Origin of the sequence: Nonomuraea sp. NPDC049695, from assembly GCF_040674955.1 — a bacterium.
Lineage (GTDB): Bacteria > Actinomycetota > Actinomycetes > Streptosporangiales > Streptosporangiaceae > Nonomuraea > Nonomuraea helvata.
Genome location: NZ_JBFANV010000015.1, coordinates 102,103 through 124,010 on the forward strand (window position 1 = coordinate 102,103; position 21,908 = coordinate 124,010).

Annotated in this window: 16 protein-coding genes; 8 read left to right on the top strand and 8 right to left on the bottom strand. The window is 71.1% G+C overall.

What is annotated here, in order from left to right; translation table 11 throughout:
* The first annotated feature begins 49 nt into the window (after positions 1-49).
* The 6 genes from AB0J64_RS16210 to AB0J64_RS16235 all read left to right on the top strand — a co-directional run bounded on the left by AB0J64_RS16210 (position 50) and on the right by AB0J64_RS16235 (position 7,779).
* Positions 50-1,858, top strand: a complete 1,809-nt coding sequence (locus tag AB0J64_RS16210; RefSeq protein ID WP_364026916.1) for a prolyl oligopeptidase family serine peptidase — start codon at positions 50-52, stop codon at positions 1,856-1,858.
* 228 nt (positions 1,859-2,086) lie between these two features.
* A complete protein-coding gene (locus tag AB0J64_RS16215; protein WP_364026919.1) occupies positions 2,087-3,880 on the top strand; it encodes an ABC transporter substrate-binding protein in 1,794 nt (597 codons plus the stop codon).
* The gene (locus AB0J64_RS16220) at positions 3,877-4,899 is read left to right on the top strand and encodes an ABC transporter ATP-binding protein (protein ID WP_364026922.1); all 1,023 of its coding nucleotides are present in this window, start codon (positions 3,877-3,879) and stop codon (positions 4,897-4,899) included. The genes AB0J64_RS16215 and AB0J64_RS16220 overlap by 4 nt, the downstream gene beginning before the upstream one ends.
* Complete coding sequence (locus AB0J64_RS16225; RefSeq protein ID WP_364026925.1) at positions 4,899-5,864, top strand: dipeptide ABC transporter ATP-binding protein; 966 nt, start codon at positions 4,899-4,901, stop codon at positions 5,862-5,864. The genes AB0J64_RS16220 and AB0J64_RS16225 overlap by 1 nt, the downstream gene beginning before the upstream one ends.
* A complete protein-coding gene (locus tag AB0J64_RS16230) occupies positions 5,861-6,817 on the top strand; it encodes an ABC transporter permease (RefSeq protein ID WP_364026928.1) in 957 nt (318 codons plus the stop codon). Before AB0J64_RS16225 ends, AB0J64_RS16230 begins: the two co-directional genes overlap by 4 nt.
* Entirely contained in the window at positions 6,817-7,779 is a 963-nt protein-coding gene (locus tag AB0J64_RS16235; protein WP_364026931.1) for an ABC transporter permease, read from the top strand. Before AB0J64_RS16230 ends, AB0J64_RS16235 begins: the two co-directional genes overlap by 1 nt.
* A 38-nt stretch (positions 7,780-7,817) precedes the next feature.
* Here the strand turns inward: AB0J64_RS16235 and rny are convergent, their stop codons facing one another.
* The 6 genes from rny to recA all read right to left on the bottom strand — a co-directional run bounded on the left by rny (position 7,818) and on the right by recA (position 15,706).
* Positions 7,818-9,434 (bottom strand): ribonuclease Y, encoded by a 1,617-nt coding sequence (gene rny / locus AB0J64_RS16240; RefSeq protein ID WP_364026934.1) that lies wholly within the window; start codon positions 9,432-9,434, stop codon positions 7,818-7,820.
* A gap of 473 nt (positions 9,435-9,907) precedes the next feature.
* Positions 9,908-11,479 (bottom strand): ABC transporter permease, encoded by a 1,572-nt coding sequence (locus AB0J64_RS16245; protein ID WP_364026937.1) that lies wholly within the window; start codon positions 11,477-11,479, stop codon positions 9,908-9,910.
* Complete coding sequence (locus AB0J64_RS16250; RefSeq protein ID WP_364026940.1) at positions 11,476-12,366, bottom strand: ABC transporter ATP-binding protein; 891 nt, start codon at positions 12,364-12,366, stop codon at positions 11,476-11,478. The genes AB0J64_RS16245 and AB0J64_RS16250 overlap by 4 nt, the downstream gene beginning before the upstream one ends.
* Positions 12,363-12,992, bottom strand: a complete 630-nt coding sequence (locus AB0J64_RS16255) for a TetR/AcrR family transcriptional regulator (protein ID WP_364026943.1) — start codon at positions 12,990-12,992, stop codon at positions 12,363-12,365. The genes AB0J64_RS16250 and AB0J64_RS16255 overlap by 4 nt, the downstream gene beginning before the upstream one ends.
* A 255-nt stretch (positions 12,993-13,247) precedes the next feature.
* Positions 13,248-13,691 carry a regulatory protein RecX gene (locus AB0J64_RS16260; RefSeq protein ID WP_364026946.1) on the bottom strand — a complete coding sequence of 148 codons (444 nt, stop codon included), beginning with the start codon at positions 13,689-13,691 and terminating at the stop codon, positions 13,248-13,250.
* Between the two features lie 920 nt (positions 13,692-14,611).
* Positions 14,612-15,706, bottom strand: a complete 1,095-nt coding sequence (gene recA, locus AB0J64_RS16265) for a recombinase RecA (RefSeq protein ID WP_364026949.1) — start codon at positions 15,704-15,706, stop codon at positions 14,612-14,614.
* Positions 15,707-16,056: 350 nt separating this feature from the next.
* On the opposite strand from recA, the gene AB0J64_RS16270 reads away from it, so the two are divergent.
* Positions 16,057-16,245: a hypothetical protein gene (locus tag AB0J64_RS16270; protein WP_364026952.1), complete on the top strand. Its 189-nt coding sequence runs from the start codon at positions 16,057-16,059 to the stop codon at positions 16,243-16,245.
* Here the strand turns inward: AB0J64_RS16270 and AB0J64_RS16275 are convergent.
* Together AB0J64_RS16275 and AB0J64_RS16280 are read right to left on the bottom strand one after the other, a co-directional pair.
* Entirely contained in the window at positions 16,242-16,436 is a 195-nt protein-coding gene (locus AB0J64_RS16275) for a DUF3046 domain-containing protein (RefSeq protein ID WP_225272622.1), read from the bottom strand. The genes AB0J64_RS16270 and AB0J64_RS16275 overlap by 4 nt on opposite strands.
* Before the next feature lie 292 nt (positions 16,437-16,728).
* A complete protein-coding gene (locus AB0J64_RS16280; protein WP_364026955.1) occupies positions 16,729-17,217 on the bottom strand; it encodes a VOC family protein in 489 nt (162 codons plus the stop codon).
* A gap of 88 nt (positions 17,218-17,305) precedes the next feature.
* Here AB0J64_RS16280 and AB0J64_RS16285 point away from each other — a divergent pair, with 88 nt between their 5' ends.
* Positions 17,306-21,883 carry an ATP-dependent helicase gene (locus AB0J64_RS16285; RefSeq protein WP_364026958.1) on the top strand — a complete coding sequence of 1,526 codons (4,578 nt, stop codon included), beginning with the start codon at positions 17,306-17,308 and terminating at the stop codon, positions 21,881-21,883.
* Positions 21,884-21,908 lie beyond the last annotated feature (25 nt).

Below are 21,908 nucleotides of genomic sequence, written 5' to 3' on the forward strand. Positions count from 1 at the left end.
CTGTGGGGACCGCCGCACGCCGTCGCCGATCTTCCGGCAGGATGCGGGTATGCCTTTCTGGCCCTCCCCCATTTCGACCAGAGACGTGGCCGGCTCCGGCGTGCGCCCTGGCTGGCCCACGGCCCACGGCGGCCGGGTCTGGTGGACCGAGGACCGTCCCGACGAGGGCGGGCGCACCACGATCATGTGCCGCGCGGCCGACGGCACCGAGCATGAGCTGCTACGGGCGCCCTGGAACGCGCGCACCAGGGTCCACGAGTACGGCGGCAGACCCTACGCCGTGACGCCGGACGGCGAGGTGGTCTTCACCAACCTCAAAGATCAGCGCCTGTACATTCTTCGCGATTACGGCGAACCGAAACCTCTCACCGAGGAGGGCTGCCGCTACGCGGACCTGCTGGTGCGCGACGGGCAGGTCTGGTGCGTACGCGAGTGCCACGACGACGACGGCAAGGTCACCCGATCGGTGGTGTCGATCTCGCTGGACGGCGGCGAGACCCGCGAATGGGCCACCGGCTGCGACTTCTACGCCTCTCCCGCCATCTCCCCCGACGGGCGGCACCTGGCCTATGTCTGCTGGAACCACCCCCGCATGCCCTGGGACGGCACCGAGCTACGCGTCACCCGGCTCTCGGGCGACGGCTCCTGGACGGTGAAGGGCGGCCCCGCGGAGTCCGTGCTGGCCCCTGCCTGGAAGGACGACACCGGCCTCTACCTGATCTCCGACTGCTCCGGCTGGTGGAACCTCTACGAGATCGGCCTCCACGGCGACGGCCTGCGGGCGATCCACGCCGCCGAGGAGGAGTTCACGCTGCCGCCGTGGCGGCTGGGCGGGATGCCGTACACCGTGCTCGGGGACGGGCGGATCGCGGTCCTGCACGGGCGCGGCGACCTGCGGCTGGGCGTGCTCGACCCGGTCTCGGGCACGCTCACCGACCTCGACGTGCCCTGCGACGGATGGGACGCGGCGCTGGCCGCCGAGGGCACGTCCGTGACCGGCATCGGCTACGCCCCGACGACCCCCCGGTCGGTCATCAGCGTGGACGCGGCCTCCGGCGAGTCCCGCACGCTCAGGAGCGACAGGGAGCGCCTGCCCGACCCGGCCTACCTGCCCGTGCCAAGAGCCGTCGAGTCGCCGGTGCCCGCCTTCCTCTACCCGCCGCACGGCCCCGCGACCGACGGTGTGCCCCCGTACGTGATCTTCGTGCACGGCGGGCCGACCGCGCACGCCGACACCGCGCTCGACCTGGAGAAGGCGTTCCTGACCTCGCGCGGCATCGGCGTGCTCGACGTCAACTACGGCGGCTCGACCGGCTACGGCAGGGCGTACCGCGACCGGCTGAAGGGCCAGTGGGGGCTGGTCGACGTGGCCGACACGGTCGCCGCCGCCGAGTGGCTGGCCGCGGAGGGGCTGGCCGATCCCCGCAGGATCGCGGTGCGCGGGGGCAGCGCGGGCGGGTGGACCGTGATGGCGGCCTGCTGCCGGTCCGACGTGTTCGCCGGCGGGGTGTCGTACTTCGGCGTCAGCGCGCTCGCGCCGCTCGTCGCGCACACTCACGACTTCGAGTCACGCTACGTGGAGTGGCTGGTGGGGCCGGAGGACCCGCACGTGTACGCGAGCCGGGAGCCGCTCGCCCTCGTGGACGGCGTGACCTGCCCCATGCTGCTCCTGCAGGGCCTCGACGACCCCGTGGTGCCGCCGGAGCAGTCGGAGGCGTTCGCGGACGCGCTGTCGGAGCGGGGTGTGCCGTGCACCTATCTGGCCTTCGAGGGCGAGTCGCACGGCTTCCGCCGCACGGAGACGCGGGTGGCCGCGCTCGCCGCCGAGCTGGCCTTTTACCAGCAGCTTTTCGCCTAATGTTGTAATTCGCGGACGAATTCACTACGAAATCAGCATTACCGAGCGGTCGCTAATCATCATCGGTTGCGTAACCGCCTTTTCGATCGCCGCCGCGCGCGTGACCATGCACATGTGGGACGCGCTCCGCGGCCACGGCGCACGCCCCACTCGGCCAGCCATGCACGCCCCGCATCTCGGCACGAGGGAGGCCAGATGGCCAGCATGCGCCATTTCAGCATTGTCGTGGTGGTTACCGCAACTTTGTTCGCCACAGCCTGCCAGACCGACACCGGAGCGCGAAATTCCGCGCCACCGACCTCCGCCGCCCCGGGCAAACCGATGTCCGGCGGGACGCTCCGGCTCGTCGGCGGCGGCGACGTCGATCACCTCGACCCCACCAGCTCCTACTACACGGTCACCAACGGCATCCTGCGCACATACGCGCGCGGCCTCTTCGGACTGAACGGGGTGGCGAGCGAGTCCGAGACGACCAAGGGCTTCGCCGTCGTCCCCGACGTCGCCGCCGAGCTGCCCACGACGGACAACGGCGGCCTGAGCGCCGACGGGCTCACGTACACGATCAAGCTCCGCGACGGCGTGCAGTGGGACACCCAGCCGCCGCGCGAGGTGACGGCGGGCGACTTCGTCCGCGGCTTCAAGCGGATCTGCAACCCGGTGGCGGGCTCGGGCGCGCCCGGCTACTACACGAGCACGATCAAGGGCATGAAGGCGTACTGCGACGCGTACGCCAAGGCGTTCACCAAGGCCAAGCCCACGGCCGCCGCCCTGGCCGACTTCCAGAACGGCCATGACATCGCGGGCGTCCAGGCCAAGGACGACAAGACGGTGGTCTTCACGCTGACCCAGCCCGCCAGCGACTTCCTCAACATCCTGTCGCTGAACTTCTCCGTGGCCGCGCCCAAGGAGTACGACCAGTACGTGCCGGACGACGCCACGTTCCGCCAGCACACGATCTCCGACGGCCCCTACAAGGTCGCCCAGTACGTGGCCACCAAGTCGATCAGGCTGGAGCGGAACCCGGCCTGGAAGCAGGAGTCCGACCCGATCAGGCACCAGTACGTGGACGCCATCGAGGTCAAGATGGGCGTCAACGAGCCGGACGCCGTACAGCAGCAGCTCGAGGCCGGCAGCGCCGACCTGTCGTGGGACCTGCCGGTGCCGACCGCGCAGATCCCGCAGCTCAAGAGCTCGGGCGACCCCGGCTTCAAGATCTACCCGGGCGCGGTGACCAACCCGTACATCGTCTTCAACCTGCAGAGCAAGAACGCCGGCGGCGCCATGGGCAAGCTCAAGGTGCGCCAGGCCATCGAGTACGCGGTCAGCAAGGTCGCCATCGCCAAGGTCTACGGCGGCGCCGACGTGGCCACGCCGCTGCACACCGCGATCCCGCCGGGCAACATCGGCTACCAGGAGTACAACCCGTACCCGTCGCCGGGTGACGCGGGCGACCCGGCCAAGTGCAAGCAGCTGCTCTCCGAGGCCGGCTACCCGAACGGGCTGACCCTCATCGGCGCCTTCCGCAACGCGGGCAACCACCCGGCCAACTTCCAGTCGTACTCGGCGGACCTGCAGAAGTGCGGGATCACGGTGAAGGGCCTGCCGGTGCGGCAGGGCGACTACTACGGCGCCTTCCTGCAGAACCCGTCGATCGCCAAGGCCAGCAAGTGGGACATCTCAGCCCCCGGCTGGGTCCCCGACTGGTACGGCAACAACGGCCGCGCGGTCGTCCAGCCGCTGTTCCAGACCAACTGCACGCCCGGCACCAGCAACTACGGCTGCTACAGCAACCCCAAGGTGGACGACCTGATCAAGCAGGCGCTGGCCCAGCAGGACCAGGCCAAGTCGGCCGCGCTGTGGCACCAGGTCGATCAGACGGTGATGGCCGACGCGGTGATCGTGCCGCTCAACAACCAGAACACGCCGATCTACAGGAGCAAGCGGGTGCAGAACGCCCTGTACCTGCCGGCGTTCCAGCTCTACGACTTCACCAACCTCTGGCTCAACCCCACCACCCCATGAGCCTGCTCGAGGTGACGGACCTCCGCGTGGCCTTCCCCACGTCCGACGGCGTGGTGCAGGCCGTGCGGGGGCTCTCGTTCCGCATCGAACGCGGCCGCACGCTGGCGATCGTCGGAGAGTCCGGCAGCGGCAAAACGGTGAGCACCCAGGCCATCCTGGGGCTCTCCCCCGGCGCCGACATCTCCGGCACCGCCATGTTCGACGGCGTCAACCTGCTCGAGCTCGACGGCGAGCGGCTGCGCCACATCCGCGGCGCGGAGATCAGCGTCGTCTTCCAGGACCCGCTGACCAGCCTGCACCCGCTCTACAAGGTGGGCTGGCAGATCGAGGAGCTGATCAGGGTGCACCGGCCGGACACCTCGCGGGCCGAGGCCAGGAGGCGGGCGGTCGAGCTGCTCGGCCTGGTCGGCATCCCCCGGCCGGAGCGCCGCGTGGACGACTACCCGCACCAGTTCTCCGGCGGCATGCGGCAGCGGGCGATGATCGCCATGGCGCTGGCGCTCAACCCGAAGCTGATCGTGGCCGACGAGCCGACCACGGCGCTCGACGCGACCGTGCAGGCGCAGATCCTGGAGCTCATCGCGCGAGTGCAGGCGGAGTTCGGGATCGCGCTCATCCTCATCACGCACGACCTCGGCGTGGTGGCGGGCATGGCCGACGAGGTGCTGGTCATGTACGCCGGGCTCGCGGTCGAGCGGGCCGACCGGCGCACGCTCTACTACCGGCCGCACCACCCGTACACCAAGGGGCTGCTGGAGTCGATCCCGGGCAGCAGCGGGGACCGGGGCGGGCGGCTGCGGCCCATCCCGGGCTCGCCGCCCAGCCTGATCGACCTGCCGCCCGGGTGCGCGTTCCACCCGCGCTGCGCGTACGCGATGCCGGTCTGCCCGGCCGAGCGGCCGCCGCTGGCCACGGTGACCGGGGCGGGCACCCACGCCTCGGCCTGCTGGCTGCCGCACGAGGCGGTCGGGCTGGGCGCGGAGGCGGAGGCGCTGCGGCTCAAGGCGAAGGAGTCGTGATGCTGCTCGAGGTCTCGAACCTGGTCAAGCACTACCCCATCACCACCGGCGCGCTGGTCAAGCACGTCATCGGGCAGGTCAAGGCGGTGGACGGGGTCAGCTTCGCGCTCTCGCCCGGCGAGACGCTGGGCCTGGTGGGTGAGACGGGCTGCGGCAAGTCCACGCTCGCGCGGTGCATCGCGGGGCTGCATCCGGTCACGTCGGGCACCGTGCGGTTCGACGGCGCGGACATCACGAACCTGCCCCGCAGGCGCATGCGGCCCTACCGGCGCGACATCCAGGTCATCTTCCAGGACCCGTACGGCTCGCTGAACCCGCGCAGGCGGGTCGGGTCGATCATCGCCGATCCGCTCGTGATCCACCGGGTGATGAGCGGCGACCGGCTCCGCCGGACCGTGCAGGAGCTGATGGAGCGGGTCGGGCTCAACCCGGAGCACTACAACCGGTTCCCGGCGGAGTTCTCCGGCGGGCAGCGGCAGCGGATCGGGGTGGCCAGGGCGCTCGCGCTGCGGCCCCGGCTGATCATCTGTGACGAGCCGGTGTCGGCGCTTGACGTGTCCATCCAGGCGCAGATCCTCAACCTGCTGAAGGACCTGCAGGCCGAGTTCGGGCTGACGTACCTGTTCATCGCCCACGACCTGTCGGTGGTGCGGCACATCAGCGACCGGATCGCGGTCATGTACCTGGGCAAGGTGGTCGAGCTCGGCGACGCGGAGTCGGTGTACGAGCGGCCGCGGCACCCGTACACGAACGCGCTGCTGTCCGCGACCGCGGTGGCCGACCCGGACGAGGCTGAGCGGCGGCAGCGCGTCGTCCTCACCGGGGACGTGCCCTCGCCGATCGACCCGCCCTCCGGCTGTCGCTTCCATCCCCGGTGCCCGCGGGCCCAGGAGGTCTGCGCGTCGGTGGAGCCCCTGCTTGAAGGCTCGGCGGCCTGCCACTTCCCGATCGAGGTGGTCGTATGACACTGACCGAGATCAGACCCGGCGCCGTCGCGTCCGGCGGGATAGCCGGGCGCGGGCCCTGGCAGCTCGCCTGGCGCCGGATCAGGACCGACAAGGTCGCCATGGTGTCCGGGCTGGTCGTCATCCTGCTGTGCGCGCTGGCGCTGGCCGCGCCGCTCATCGCCGCCTGGAACGGCCACGGCCCCGACGACCAGTTCCGCGACACCGGCATCACCGCCCAGGGGCTGCCCGTCCCGCCGAACGGGGAGTTCTGGTTCGGCACCGACCGGCTCGGGCGCGATCTGTTCATCAGGGTCCTGTACGGGGCGCGCGTCTCGCTGCTCGTCGGCGTGGTCGCCACCGGGCTGGCCGCGCTGGTCGGGGTGGTGGTCGGGCTGCTGGCCGGGTACTACGGCGGCGTCGTGGACACCGTGCTGTCGCGGCTGATGGACGTGGTGCTGTCGTTCCCTTACCTGATCTTCGCGATCGCGGTGGTGTCCATCGCCGGGCCCTCACTGACGGCCACGATCGGGGTGATCGCGTTCTACTCGTGGGCGGCCATCGCCCGCGTGGTGCGCGGGCAGACGCTGTCGTTGAAGGAGCGGGAGTACGTCGAGGCCGCCCGGTCGATGGGGGCGGGCGACTTCCGGATCATGTTCGTGGACATCCTGCCGAACCTGCTCGCTCCCGTCATCGTGCTGACCACGCTGCTGGTCCCCGCGGCCATCGTGTTCGAGTCGACGCTCTCGTACCTGGGGCTGGGGATCGTGCCGCCCACCCCCTCGTGGGGGAACCTGCTGAGCGAGGCGCAGGGGTTCTACCGGGTGGCGTACTGGTACCTGGGCTTCCCCGCCGTCACGCTGCTGATCACCACGCTCGCGTTCAACCTGGTGGGCGATGGGATCAGGGACGCCATCGATCCGCGGATGGAGCGCCTGTTCAGCCGCCGCCGCCGTACACGTAAGGGGGCGTGATGCTGCGCGCGTTCCTGCTGCGCCGGGTCCTGCTCGGCCTGCTCGTCCTGTGGCTGGTGACGCTCGGGACGTTCCTGCTGTTCTTCGTCGCGCCCAGCGATCCCGCCAGGACGCTGGCCGGGCGGCAGGCCACGCCCGAGCAGGTGGAGCTGATCCGCCACAACCTCGGCCTCGACCGTCCCACACTCGTCCAGTACCTGGACTACCTGGGCAGGCTGCTCCACGGTGACCTGGGCCAGTCGTACTTCTCCGGCGAATCGGTCGGCAAGCTGCTCGCCGCCGACTTCCCTCCGACGTTCTCGCTGGTGGTGGGGGGCGCGGTGCTCTGGTTCACCTTCGGCGTCGGCGCGGGGGTGCTCAGCGCCACCCGGGCGCGGTCCGTGCTGGATCGCGGCCTGACCCTGCTGGCGCTGGCCGGGGTCTCGATGCCGACCTTCGTGGTGGGCCTGCTGCTGCTGTACTTCCTGTTCTTCCAGCTGTCCATGGTGGGACTGCCCGTCCTGCCGCCCGACTCCTACGTGCCGTTCTCGCAGGATCCCGCCGAATGGGCGCGCCACCTGATCCTGCCGTGGGTCACGCTGGCCACGGTCCAGGCGGCGTCGTACGCCCGGCTGACGCGCGGCTCCATGCTGGACGTCCTCGGCGAGGACTACATCCGCACGGCCCGGGCCAAGGGGGTGCCGGAGCGGCGCGTGATCTACCGTCATGGCCTGCGGGCCGCGCTCACACCGGTGGTGACGCAGCTCGGGGTGGACGTCGGCACGCTGATCGGCGGGGTGGTGGTGACGGAGTCGGTCTTCGGGCTCGGCGGGGTGGGGCAGGCGGTGGTGCAGGCGTTCGTCAGCGGGGACCTGCCCGTGATCATGGGCGTGGTCACACTGGCGACGACCGCGGTGGTGGTGGCGAACTTGCTGGTGGACGTGGCGTACGGGCTGCTCGATCCGCGCGTCCGCCTGGCCTGAGCTCGAGGGGGCGCCCCTGCCTGGCTCCCGGGACGCCCCTACCTGGCGAACTCGGTGGCCCTGGACTCCCGCACCACGGTGATGCGGATCTGCCCGGGATAGGTCAGCTCCTCCTCGACCTGCTTGGCCACGTCCCGGGCGATCACCTGCGCCTGGATGTCGTCGATCGCGTCCGGCTTGACCATGACCCGGATCTCCCGTCCGGCCTGCATGGCGAAGACCTTCTCGACGCCCTCGTACGACTGCGCGATCTCCTCCAGCCGCTCCAGGCGCTTGACGTACGCCTCCAGGGACTCGCGTCGAGCGCCGGGGCGGCTGCCGCTGATCGCGTCGGCGGCCTGGGTGAGCACCGCCTCGACGGTGCGGACCTCGACCTCGTTGTGGTGCGCCTCGATGGCGTGCACCACGTCCTCCTCCTCGCCGTACCTGCGGGCGATCTCCGCCCCGATCAGCGCGTGACTGCCCTCGACCTCGTGGGTGAGCGCCTTGCCGATGTCGTGGAGCAGGGCACAGCGCTTCATCAACGTCTGGTTCATGCGCAGCTCGGCGGCCATGATGCCGGCGATATGCGCGGACTCGATCAGGTGCTTCAGCACGTTCTGCCCGTACGACGTCCGGTATCTGAGCTGGCCGAGCAGGAGCGTCAGCTCGGGATGCATGTCGGTGATCCCCAGCTCGACCAGGGCGTCCTCACCGGCACGCGCGCACAGGTCCTGCACCTCCTGGCGGCTGCGGTCGTGTGCCTCCTCGATGCGCTGGGGATGGATGCGCCCGTCCAGCACCAGCTTCTCCAGCGTCAGCCGGGCCGTCTCCCTCCGCACGGGGTCGAAACACGACAGCAGCACGGCCTCAGGCGTGTCATCGATGATCAGATTGACGCCGGTCGTGGACTCGAAGGCCCGGATGTTCCGCCCTTCGCGCCCGATGATCCTGCCCTTCATCTCGTCGCCGGGCAGGTGCAGCACGCTGACGACCGACTCCGCCGTCTGCTCGGCCGCCACCCGCTGCACGGCCAGCGTCACGATCTTGGTGGCCCGCTTCTCGCCCTCCTTGCGGGCCTCGCCCTCGATCTCCCTGACGATCAGCGCGGCCTCGCGCTTGGCCTGGTTCTCGATCTCCTTGACCAGCTCGGCCTTGGCCTGCTCACCGGTCAGCCCGGCGACCCGTTCCAGGATGACCCGCCGCTCCTCCTCGACCTGGAGCAGCTCCTCGCGCCGGTCGGCCAGCTCGACCTCGGTCTCGCCCAGCTTCCTGTCCCGCTCGGTCTGCCGCCTGGCCTCCTCGTCGAGCCGCTGCTCCCGCTCCGCCAGCCGGGCCTCCCGCCGCTCGAGGTCGGCGCGTAGCTCCTTGAGCTCGGACTTGAGTATCCGGCTCTCCTCTTCGACCTCCCGCCGCATCTGCGCGGCGCTCTCGGCGGCGGCCTCCGACCTGCGCAGGATCTCCTCGGCGTCGGTCTCCGCCTTGTGGCGGATCTCCCGCGCCTCCTCCCGCGCCTGCTCAAGCTCCTGGTGCACGGCCTGCACCTGCTCGGGGCCGGGCTTGGCCACCCGTGAGGCGTTGCCCGAGGTGCGCCGTATGACGACGAGGAGCGCGGCGATCATCCCGAACGCGAGCACGAGCACCGCCACCATCAGCACCACGACCAGCGGCCCCATGTGCGCCCCGCCCTCCTCGCGTCGTCAACACCTCATAACGCGGCCACAAACGGGAGGGGTCACAAGCGCGTCACGAACAGCCCGGTGGGCGTCAGGACCGATATCCAGCCAAGACTGACCGGGCGTCGACCAGTAAAGCCGACACCTCGCCCGCCTCGACCAATCAGCCTCGTTCGTCCGTTGTTCACCGGTATGGCAATCCGCGCTGCGCGGAGTAACTCCTCACTGCCGTCGAGGTTATGCGTCGAACAGGTCACGAGCAAGCAAACGCGTCATCAAGCGTGTCTTACGGGCCTGCATCTCCACACTCTTCCAAATATCCCCCATTACTGCCCGAATTGCCCCTCTTGGGGGCTGCGAGCCTGTAGCGAGCAGGGCTTCCTCGTCTGGCTGCTGCCTCAGGGATCGGCAGAGGCCTACCGCTGCCGATCCCCTCGGATGGTCACCGCTGGAGCGGCGGTGTGGCGGCGGTCTCAGGCAGAGGGCATCAGGTCGCGGCGGCGCAGGCACGCCAGTCCCACCGCGCCCAGGGTGACGGCCACCGCGGTCAGCCCCAGCAGCGGCGCCACCGGTGACGAGGCACTGCCCAGCAACATCGCCGGCACGTGTACATACGGCGAAAGGTCCAGGAGGCTTCCGGTGGCCAGCTTGAACTCCGCGAGGAGATCGACCACCAGGAAGAGGCCGAGCACGGTCCAGCTCGCGGCCGCGGCCAGCCGTGGCAGCATGCCGAACAGCAGCGTCGCGATCCCGACCACGGTCCAGACCGCGGGCAGGTAGGCCAGCGTGGCCCCGGCGACGCGGGCCACGTCGCCGCCGTAGGCGAGCCCCGCCGCCGCACCCAGCACGCCCAGCAGCAGCGCCGGGCCCACGATGGCGAACGCCAGATGACTCAGCGCCCAGCGCAGCCGGCCGACAGGGGTGGACAGCAGCAGCTCGGCCCGGCCCGCCGCCTCCTCGCCACGGGCGCGCAGCGCCGACATCAACGCCGCTCCCGTGACGAGCTGGCTGAGCACGTACATCATGAACGTGAAGAACACATCCGAGATGCGGGCGCCGGCGCCGCCGACGGTCGCGGCCAGCTCCTGGAACTGCGGCGTGTCCAGCTGAGCGTCGAGCCCTCGCGCTGACACGCCGAGCAGGGCGCCCAACAGGCCGAACCCAACTGCGAAGCCCGCGAGCGTGCCCCGGTGCAGCCGCCCGGCCAGGCCGAACGCGCCCCGCGGCCCTCCGGTGGCGGGCCCCTGGCGGGCGGGCACCAGGCCGCCGGCCACGTCACGCCGTGTGGACAGCGCGAAGGCGGCCGCCGCCAGGGCTGCGACGAACAGCGCGGCCAGCCCCAACACCCACCACTGGTCGCCGGCGAAGGGCTTGGTCAGCCGGACCCAGCCGAACGGCGTCAGCCACGCGAGCCAGCCGATGCCGCCGGTGTCGGCCAGCGAGCGCATCGCGAACAGCAGGCCGCCGACGGCGATCGCCATACCGCGCGCCGTACCGGATGACGCGGTGAGCTGCGCGGTGACCGCGGCCACGGCCGCGAACGCCCAGCCGCCCGCGGCCGTGGACAGCCCGAACAGCACCGAGGAACTCGCGGGCAGGCCATTCCCGACCAGGGCGGGCACCGACAGCAGCCCCAGCAGCAGGTTGGCGGCCAGCACGACCGCGAGCGCGGCGGACAGGGGGGCGTGGCGGCCGATGACACCCGACGACAGCAGCTCGCGTCGGCCGGTCTCTTCCTCGACCCGGGTGTGTCTGGTCACCAGCAGGATGCTGATCAGCCCGCCGATCAGCGCCCCGGACGATCCGAGCGTCCAGGCGGTCAGCCCGCCGACGCTCGCGTCGTAGATGTGGCCGCGCGTGGCCAGCTGCGCGGGGTTGCTCATCGAGGCGGCCGCGAAGGCGTCGCGGGCAGCCTGGTCGGTGTACAGGGCTGTGGTGGAGGAGGCGATGCTCGCCGGCAGCAGCGCGCTGATCGCCATCCACACTGGCAGCAGCACGCGGTCTCTGCGCAGGATGAGCCGGATCAGTTCGAGGGTGCCGGTCATGCGGCGGCTCCCTCGTAGTGGCGCAGGAACAGCTCCTCCAGCGTCGGCGGCTGCGTGGTGAGCGTCCGCACGCCGGCCCTGGCCAGCTCGGCGAGCACCGCGGTGAGCGCGTCGCCGTCCACCTGGCAGCGCAGCCGGGCGCCGTCCACGGTCAGGTCGTGCACGCCGGGCAGGGTGGCCAGACCGGGCGCGGGCCCGATCAGCTCGGCCGTCACCGAGGTGCGGGTGAGATGGCGCAGGTCGGCCAAGCTGCCGGACTCGACGGTACGGCCGGCGCGGATGATGCTGACCCGGTCGCACAGCGTCTCGACCTCGGAGAGGATGTGGCTGGACAGCAGCACGGTGCGGCCGTTGCGCTTCTCCTGCAGGACGCACTCGTTGAAGACCGCCTCCATCAGCGGGTCCAGGCCCGAGGTCGGCTCGTCCAGCACCAGCAGCTCCACATCGGCGGCGAAGGCGGCCACCAGCGCCACCTTCTGCCTGTTGCCCTTGGAGTAGGTGCGGCACTTCTTGCGCGGATCGAGCTCGAAGTGCTCGAGCAGCTCGGCACGCCGCCTGGGGTCGAGGCCGCCGCGTACCCTGCCCAGCAGATCGATGACCTCGCCGCCGGTCAGCGAGGGCCACAGAGTGACGTCGCCGGGCACGTAGGCGAGCCTTCGGTGCAGTTCGGTGGCGTCGTGCCAGGGGTCGCCGCCGAGTAACTCGATCCGGCCGCCGTCGGCGCGCATCTGGCCCAGCAGGATACGGATCGTGGTGGTCTTGCCCGCGCCGTTGGGGCCGAGGAAGCCGTGCACCTCCCCCGTCCTGACGGTGAGGTCGAGCCCGTCCAGGGCCCTTGCCTGGCCGAAGGTCTTGACCAGGCCGTCGGCGCGCACTGCGGCGTTCATTGTTGTCCCTCGAACTTCTCCAGCCCGGTCCGCGCCTGTTCGAACAGCTCGCGGCCGAGGAATTCCGGTCTGATCAGGTCGAGCTGAGCCTTGCCGACGCGCAGCGCGCCCTGCGGGGCGTAGAGGTCCGTACCGAGCGCGCGGGAGACGTGCTCGTGCAGCACCGTGATACCGAGCTTCATCGCCGTCAGCACGGTCGCGCGGGCGCGGTGGTCGGTCTCAGAGTGCTGGTCCTCGTTGGCGAGATGCTGCTCCGTCACGGTCACGAGCTCGTCGAACATGGCGGCTGCCGCGGGAGAGCCCTCCACGAGCGCGCGGCCGAGATATTTCATCAGGGGCGGCGCGGTGCGGTGGACGTTCTCGATGAACTCGGGCTTTTCCAGGTTGCGGTCGGTGATGCCCGCGTTGACCTGCTCACGCACGTAGCTGAGGACGTACTCGTCACAAGCCTGCCGCAGCGTCTCCTTGGTGCCGAAGTGGTGCTGCACCAGACCGGGCGAGACTCTGGCCGCCTCAGCGATCCCGCGGATCGTGGTGGCCTTGACCCCCTGCTCGGCGAACAGCGCCATCGCGGCGTCGCGGATGCGGGCGCGGGTCGTTAGATCCTCTTCAGATATTGGACGCACGTACCGTAGTCTATACAGATGTATTGGTTGCCATGCAAGTGTTCAACGCGTAGGGAAAGATCATCGTCCGCAACTGCAAGGGCGAGACCCTCTCGTGAGATTCCCCTGCTGGACGCCACGGTGCGCGAGGCAGTCTCGGAATGGAGGAAGGAGCGAAGCAAGTGGGCGGACGCGGACGCGGACGAACCGTACAAACACAAAACCTGCGCTGTCACAGACCCTGTGTCAGCGCAGGTACCGGAAGCCGCGGGGAGGTTACGGGAGGTCTTCCTCCACGTCGATGCCCTCCGCTTCGAGCGCCTCGCGGATGACGCGGAAGGCCAGGCCCGCGGAGTAACCCTTGCGCGCCAGCATGCCCGCAAGCCGCCGCGTACGGGTCTGCGGGTCGAGCGATCGGGTGGCGGCGAGCTTGCGCTCCACCAGCCGCCGCGCCGTATCCGCCTCCTGGTCGGGATCCAGCCGCTCCACTGCCTCCTTGACCGTGTCGGTGTCCACACCCCGATGTCGCAGCTCGGCGGCCAGGGCGCGCTTGGCCAGACCCCGGCTGTGGTGACGGGAGTCGACCCAGGCCGCGGCGAACGCCTCGTCGTTGATCAGGCCGAGCTCGGAGAAGCGGCTGAGAACCGCCTCGGCGGCCTCGTCCGGCACGTCACGTTTGCGCAGGGCTTCGGCGAGTTGGGCGCGCGTCTTGGGCGCCATGGTGAGAAGACGGAGGCAAATGGCCCGGGCCACCGACTCCGGATCCGCGTCACGCTCACCCCCGGCAGAGCCCTCACCACCCCGCCTCCCTCGCGCGACGCGCTCACCATCCCGCCCTCGGCTCTCACCGTCCGGCCCAGTCCCCGCACCGAGCCCTCCGGATGGCCAGCCCTGCTCTCCCCCTCCGGATGGCCAGCTCTGTTCTTCTCCTTCGGACGGCCGACCCTGCTCCCGCGCACCACTCCCGGATCGCCGGCTGGATCGGCCCGATCGCCGCCCTCGGCCTGCCCGCTTCCGACCGGCCTCACCGCCCCCTGGCTGTTCCTCTGCAACTCCTGAAGCCCCGGCCTCAGCAGCGGCCGGCTCGGCCCCAGCGTCAGCCGCCGCGAACCAAGGATGGGTCGCGCCAGAGCGGTAGGGAACCGTCACAGAAGGAAATCCGCCCCCCTCCGGCGAAGCACCCGCCATCTCGGGCTGAGCGTCGACCGGGTCGGACCGAGGGTCGGCGACCTCCGGCTGAGAGGCTGCTGTCACAGGCCCAGGGTCGGCGATCCCCTGTTGAGAGACGTCGGCGTCGGCTGGAGGATCGTCGGCCCCGGCCTCAAGGTCGGCCACCCCCGCCTCAAGGTCGGACCGGTCAAGCTCAGGGCCCGCCACATCGGGCGGAGGGGCGGCCGCATCAACCGGAGAGACGGAGGGGTCGGGTTGGGAGGGGTCGGGTGGGGCGGAGGCGCGTTGGCGGGCGCGTTCGTCGCGCCACTCGTCGACCGATGGCCAGCCGTCCGCGGACGAGCGGGCCAGATCGCGGCCCAACGGCCGGGACTGCGAAGGGGGGCCGGGCCGGGCGCCCTTGGATCGGGGCGCCCGTGGCCGGTCTGGGTCGCCCATGGGGAGGAGGGGGTCGCTCATGGGATGGGCGATCAGACGTCACCCGGCTTCGGCGTGGACTTCGAGCCACGGCCGGAAGGAGCGGGGGCCGGGGCGGGGGCCGGGGCTGCGGCTTCGGCCGGGGCGTCGAGGCGCGGACCCACGCCCAGCTTGTCCTTGATCTTCTTCTCGATCTCGTTGGCCATGTCGGGGTGGTTCTTCAGGAAGTTGCGGGCGTTCTCCTTGCCCTGGCCGAGCTGGTCACCCTCGTACGTGTACCAGGCGCCGGACTTGCGGACGAAGCCGTGCTCCACGCCCATGTCGATGAGGCCGCCCTCGCGGGAGATGCCCACGCCGTAGAGGATGTCGAAGTCGGCGACGCGGAAGGGCGGGGCCATCTTGTTCTTCACGACCTTGACCCGGGTGCGGTTGCCGACCGCCTCCGTGCCGTCCTTGAGGGTCTCGATGCGGCGGATGTCCATCCGGACCGAGGCGTAGAACTTGAGCGCCTTACCACCGGTCGTCGTCTCGGGGCTGCCGAACATGACGCCGATCTTCTCGCGGAGCTGGTTGATGAAGATGGCGGTGGTGGCCGTGCTGTTGAGCGCGCCGGCGACCTTGCGCAGGGCCTGGGACATGAGGCGGGCCTGGAGGCCGACGTGGCTGTCACCCATCTCGCCCTCGATCTCGGCCTTGGGCACCAGCGCGGCCACCGAGTCGATGACGATGATGTCGACGGCGCCGGACCTGATCAGCATGTCGGCGATCTCCAGCGCCTGCTCACCGGTGTCGGGCTGGGAGACCAGCAGGGCGTCGGTGTCGACCCCCAGCTTCTTGGCGTATTCGGGGTCGAGGGCGTGCTCGGCGTCGATGAAGGCCGCGATGCCGCCGGCCCGCTGGGCGTTGGCCACCGCGTGCAGGGCGATCGTGGTCTTGCCCGAGGACTCGGGGCCGTAGATCTCGACGATGCGGCCGCGCGGCAGGCCGCCGATGCCGAGGGCCACGTCAAGGGAGATCGACCCGGTGGGGATCACCTCGATGGGAGCTCGGGCGTCGTCGCCCAGGCGCATCACTGAGCCCTTGCCGAACTGTCGCTCGATCTGAGCGAGGGCGGTCTCGAGGGCCTTCTCGCGGTCGTTGATAGCCATGGGAACTCCCCCTGGAGGGTCGTGGTCCGATCAGTCGAGTGAAAGCTACGGCCTGCCACCGACATTTTCTGCGACTGCCGGGGAAGACGTGGCCCGGCGGAGTCAATAGTAGCCGAACGGCTGTTCGATCACCGCCGGAACACGCAGGTCTCGGTCACCACGCCGTGGGAGCGGACGAACACGTCCTGGCGATGTTGGTCCCCAACGGGTAGCGCGCGAGGTGAGCTGGGGAGACTCACTGCAGGGGCGAGGCTCGGAGGTGGCGGGTGGCGAGCGGCTACACCAGGGAACGACGCACCCGTCTTGAGGCACTCGCCGAGTTGCTCCCCCATCATGGCCTGGTCAGCCGCATGGTAGGCACCGAAGACCCGGTGTTGTGGGTCTGGCACCCCAGCACCGGCCGTCAGACGATCATCTTCGCCACCCCGTCGAACCGCGGCTGGCTGTTCCTCTGGTCGCCCGGCGGGCAGGGCAGCGCGGAAGAGCCGGAGCTCGCGGCCGCCGCGCTACGGCAGGCCCTCGAAACGGCACAGGGTTAGCGCAGCTTGGACGAGACGTCCTCCACCTGGCAGACCGCGCGCCAGACGGTCTTGGCGCTCTCGCCGTCGGCCAGCGCCTGAACGACGGTCCGGCCGCCGAGCGGCGCGAGCACGTAGTCACGCGCCCACGACTCGGCGTACGTCTCGCCGAAATGAGCGTTCATCCGTCTCCAGAACTCCGTCAGGCGCATGCAACCAAGTATGGAATCGCCCGCGGTATGGGTAGGACACCCCCATGCCAAAGACCCCCAAGTCTTCACCCCCGAAGACAGCCAAGACCAAGGCCAACAGGGCCAGGCGCCGCCGGTTACTGAACGTGCTGCGCCAGGCCGTACAGAAGGAGAAGGCGGAGCGATCGGAGAGGCACGCGGGCATCAGGCGGACGCCCCGTGCGGGGCAGCCCCGCACACGCCGGCCGTCACGACGCTAGAACGCAGCCGGCGACCAGAGCACGGCGAGTTCGGCCAGAGCGTCGAAGCGCCGTCACAGCACGCGTGAGCCGTACATCTCACCGAGATGGTCGGCGAGCAGCTCCAGCCGGGCGCCGTCGGGGTCCTTGAAGTAAATGGAGGCGCCGCTCTCTATCTGGTGCGGCACGCCGGCCATCTCCAGCTTGCCGCGCAGGCGTTCCCAGGTGGCGGGGTCGACGGAGATCGCGACGTGGTGCAGCCCGCCCAGCACCTCCTGGTACGGCCCCAGGTCGAGCCCGGGGAAGTCGAAGAACGCGAGCAGGTTGCCGTTGCCGATGTCGAAGAAGAAGTGGTTGGAGCCCTCGTAGTCGCGGTTCTCGATGATCTCGGTGAGCGGGAACTCCAGCAGCTCCTGGTAGAACTTGATCGTCCGTTCCACGTCCGACGAGAGCAGGGCCATGTGGTGCAGGCCGCGCGCGCTGCTCGACGGCCGGTGCGGTAAGACGTAACGCCGCCTGATCTCGGCTCGGCGGGCTTCGATGGCCGCGTAGTCAAGGGTCACGGTCGCTATATGTCCGCCAAGACCTCGCTCAATCGCTCGTCACGGCGCCAATGCGTTTTCTGTCGGTGGCGCGAGGCAATATGGGCTGGTGAGCTCGCTCGACCAGTTCAGCCAGGTGACCAGGCAATGGTTCGCCGGAGCCTTCCAAGCTCCCACGGCCGCCCAGGAGGGGGCGTGGGAGTCGATCTCGCGCGGCGACAACACCCTGGTCGTCGCGCCCACCGGGTCCGGCAAGACGCTGGCGGCGTTCCTGTGGTCCCTGGACCGGCTGGCGTCGGAGCACGCCGAGCCCTCCCCGGACCCGGACTCCGCCCGCAAGGGGACGCGGGTGCTCTACGTGTCGCCGCTCAAGGCGCTGGCCGTCGACGTCGAGCGTAACCTGCGGGCCCCGCTCGCCGGGATCAGGCAGACGGCGCGCCGGTTCGGGCTGCCGGTGCCGGAGATCTCCGTGTCGATCCGCTCGGGCGACACTCCCTCCGAAGACCGCAGACGATACGCGGCCAAGCCGTCCGACATCCTCATCACGACGCCGGAGTCGCTGTTCCTGCTGCTCACCAGCCAGGCGCGCGAGGCGTTGCGCGGCGTGGAGACGGTGATCGTGGACGAGGTCCACGCGGTCGCGGCCACCAAGCGCGGCGCCCATCTGGCGCTCAGCCTGGAGCGGCTCGACGCGCTGCTCGACCGGCCGGCACAGCGGATCGGGCTGTCGGCGACCGTGCGGCCGGTGAGCGAGGTGGCGGCCTTCCTCGGCGGCGCGCGGCCGGCCACGGTCGTGCAGCCGCCCTCGGAGAAGCGGATCGAGGTCGAGGTCGTCGTCCCCGTCGAGGACATGACCGAGATGGAGGGCCGCCCGCAGCAGGAGGGTGCGGAGGACTTCGCCCCGGAGCCGGGCAACAGGTCGATCTGGCCCCATGTGGAGGACCGGCTGTTCGACCTGATCGGGGCGCACAGCTCGACGATCGTCTTCGCCAACTCGCGCCGGCTGGCCGAGCGCCTGTGCACGCGGCTCAACGAGCTGGCCTACGAGCGGGAGCGCGGCGACGCCGAGGCCGTCGACCTCTCCATCTGGGAGACGGGGCCGTCCGCCGGTCCGGCCTGGGAGACCCCCAGGCGGATGCCCGCCGACATGATGGCGCAGGCCGGGGCGAGCAAGGGCGTCGTGACGGAGATCGTACGCGCGCACCACGGCTCGGTCTCCAAGGAGGAGCGGGCGCAGATCGAGGAGGCGCTCAAGTCGGGCCGCCTGCCTGCCGTGGTCGCCACCTCCAGCCTCGAGCTGGGCATCGACATGGGCGCGGTCGACCTGGTCGCGTGCGTGGAGGCGCCGCCGAGCGTGGCCAGCGGGCTGCAGCGCATCGGCCGGGCGGGGCACCAGGTCGGCGCGGTCTCCAAAGGCGTGATCTTCCCGAAATACCGGGGCGACCTGGTGCAGACGGCCGTGGTGGCCGAGCGGATGAAGAGCGGCCAGATCGAGGAGCTGCGTTACCCGCGCAATCCGCTCGACGTGCTGGCGCAGCAGATCGTGGCCATGACCGCGATGGACGAGTGGACGGTCGACGAGCTGGAGTCGGTGGTCAAGCGGGCCGCCCCCTACGCCACGCTGCCCAGGAGCGCGCTGGAGGCCACGCTCGACATGCTGAGCGGGCGCTATCCGAGCGAGGAGTTCGCCGAGCTGCGCCCCCGCATCGTGTGGGACCGCGTCACCGGCACCCTCCAGGGGCGTCCGGGCGCGCAGCGGCTGGCGGTCACCAACGGCGGCACGATCCCCGACCGCGGCCTGTTCGGCGTGTTCCTGGTGGGCGAGAAGGCCTCCAGGGTGGGCGAGCTCGACGAGGAGATGGTCTACGAGTCGCGCGTGGGCGACGTGTTCGTGCTGGGCGCGACGTCCTGGCGGATCGAGGACATCACGGCCGACCGGGTGCTCGTCTCGCCGGCGCCGGGCCAGCCGGGCAAGCTGCCGTTCTGGCACGGCGACGCGCCGGGGCGCCCGGCCGAGCTGGGCAGGGCGATCGGGCAGTTCCTGCGCGAGCAGGCCAAGAACGGCTCGACCGAGCGCATGCGGGCGGCCGGGCTCGACGAGTACGCCGCGGGAAACCTGCGGGCCTACCTCCACGAGCAGCGCGAGGCCACCGGCTACGTCCCAGACGACCGCACTCTCCTGGTCGAGCGCTTCCACGACGAGCTCGGCGACTGGCGCGTGGTCATCCACTCCCCCTACGGCGCGCGGGTGCACGCCCCGTGGGCGCTGGCGATCAACCGGCGGCTGCGCGAGCGCTACGGCATCGACGTGCAGGCCGTCCACTCCGACGACGGCATCGTGCTGCGCATCCCCGACACGCTCGCCGAGCCGCCCACCGACGTGGCCGCGTTCGACGCGGAGGAGATCGAGCAGATCGTCACCGAGGAGCTGGGCGGGTCGGCCATGTTCGCCTCCCGGTTCAGGGAGTGCGCGGGGCGGGCGCTGCTGCTGCCGCGCCGCACGCCGGGCAGGCGCAGCCCCCTGTGGCAGCAGCGGCAGCGCGCCGCCCATCTGCTGGGCGTGGCCTCGCAGTACGCCTCGTTCCCGATCGTGCTGGAGACGATGCGCGAGTGCCTGCAGGACGTCTTCGACGTGCCGGGGCTCGTGCAGCTCATGCGCGACATCGCCGCGCGCCGCGTGCGGCTGGTCGAGGTGGAGACGTCGCAGGCCTCGCCGTTCGCCACGTCGCTGCTGTTCCACTACGTGGGCGCGTTCATGTACGAAGGCGACGCGCCCCTGGCCGAGCGGCGGGCCCAGGCGCTGGCCCTGGACACCACGCTGCTGGCCGAGCTGCTCGGCCAGGCCGACCTGCGCGAGCTGCTCGACCCCGACGTGATCTCCGACGCCGAGCGCGAGCTGGCCAGGCTCGACCGCCCGCTGCGCGACCTGGAGGACCTCGCCGACCTGCTGCGCTCGCACGGGCCGCTGCTCGCGCCCGACGTGAGCGTGCGCGGCGGCGACCCGTCCTGGCTGGCGGAGCTCGAACGGTCGCGCCGCGCGATCAGGGTCCGCATCGCCGGTGAGGAGCAGTGGGCGGCGATCGAGGACGCGGCCCGCATGCGTGACGCGCTGGGCGCGCCGCTGCCCGTCGGAGTGCCCCACGCGTTCCTGGAGCCCGTGGCCGATCCGCTGGCCGACCTGATGGCGCGGCACGCCCGCACGCGTGGGCCCTTCCACGCGGGCACGGCCGCCGCCCGGTTCGGGCTCGGCGTCGCCGTGGTGACCGACGCGCTGCGGCGGCTGGCCTCGTCCGGCCGGGTGGTGAACGGGGAGTTCCGGCCCGGCGGGCGGGGCGAGGAGTGGTGCGACGCGGGGGTGCTGCGGATGCTGCGCCGCAGGTCGCTGGCGAGGCTGCGCAAGGAGGTCGAGCCGGTCGCGCCGGAGACCCTCGCCCGGTTCCTGCCCGCCTGGCACGGCATCACCGGCTCGGGCGCCGCCGGCCGGGCGGGCGGCGAGGCGGCACGGGCCATGGACGCGCTGGTCCGCGCGATCGAGCAGCTCCAGGGGGCCGCCGTGCCCGCGTCCGCGCTGGAGACGCTGGTGCTGCCCTCGCGGGTCCCCGGCTACCATCCCGCGCTGCTCGACGAGCTGACCTCGTCGGGCGACGTGATGTGGGCGGGTCAGGGCTCGCTGCCCGGCGGCGACGGATGGGTGTCGCTCTACTACGCCGACACCGCGCCGCTGCTGCTGCCAGAGCCCGCCGAGATCACGATGACGCCCCTGCACGAGCGCGTGCTCGAGCTGCTGGGCGGTGGCGGGGCGCTGTTCTTCCGCGGCATCTCCGACCAGCTCGGCTCGCTGGACGACGCGACGCTGGCCGCGGCGCTGTGGGACCTGGTGTGGGCGGGGCGGATCTCCGGTGACACGCTGGCCCCGTTGCGTGCCACGCTCGGCACCGGCCGTCCGGCGCACCGGCCCGCCACCACGCGCAGGCGCCGGGCCGTGCTGCCGAGCAGGAGCGGCCCTCCCACGGTGGCCGGCCGGTGGTGGCTGCTGCCCGCGCCCGCCGCCGACGCGACGCAGCGGGCCCATGCGCAGGCCGAGGTGCTGCTGGAGCGGCACGGCGTGGTGACCAGGGGCGCGGTGACCTCCGAACGGTTGCCCGGCGGCTTCACCCCCGTCTACCAGGTCCTGCGGGCATACGAGGAGAGCGGGCGGTGCCGCCGGGGCTACTTCGTCGAGGGCCTGGGGGGTGCGCAGTTCGCGCTGCCCGGAGCGGTCGACCGGATGCGCGCCATGGCGCCCGGCATCGCCCCGACCGCGCATCAGGCGACCGCGGGGTCCCGGGCCGTGGTGCTGGCCGCCGCCGACCCCGCCAGCCCGTACGGCGCCGCGCTCTCCTGGCCGCAGCACCCGGGCGACCTCGGGCACAAGCCTGGCCGGAAGGCCGGGTCGCTGGTCGTGCTCGTGGACGGCCACCTGGCGCTCTACGTCGAACGAGGCGGCAAGACGCTGCTGTCGTTCGCCGACGACGAGCGGCTGCAGCCTGCCGTCGACGCACTGGCACTGGCCGTGCGGGACGGCGCACTCGGAAAGCTGACCGTGGAGCGGGCCGACGGCGCCTCCATCGTCGACTCACCGCTGGCCGCGGCCCTGGAGGCGGCGGGGTTCCACCCCACGCCCCGCGGGCTGCGCCTGCGCGCCTGATGGCACGGCCGGCCGCGATCCGGTC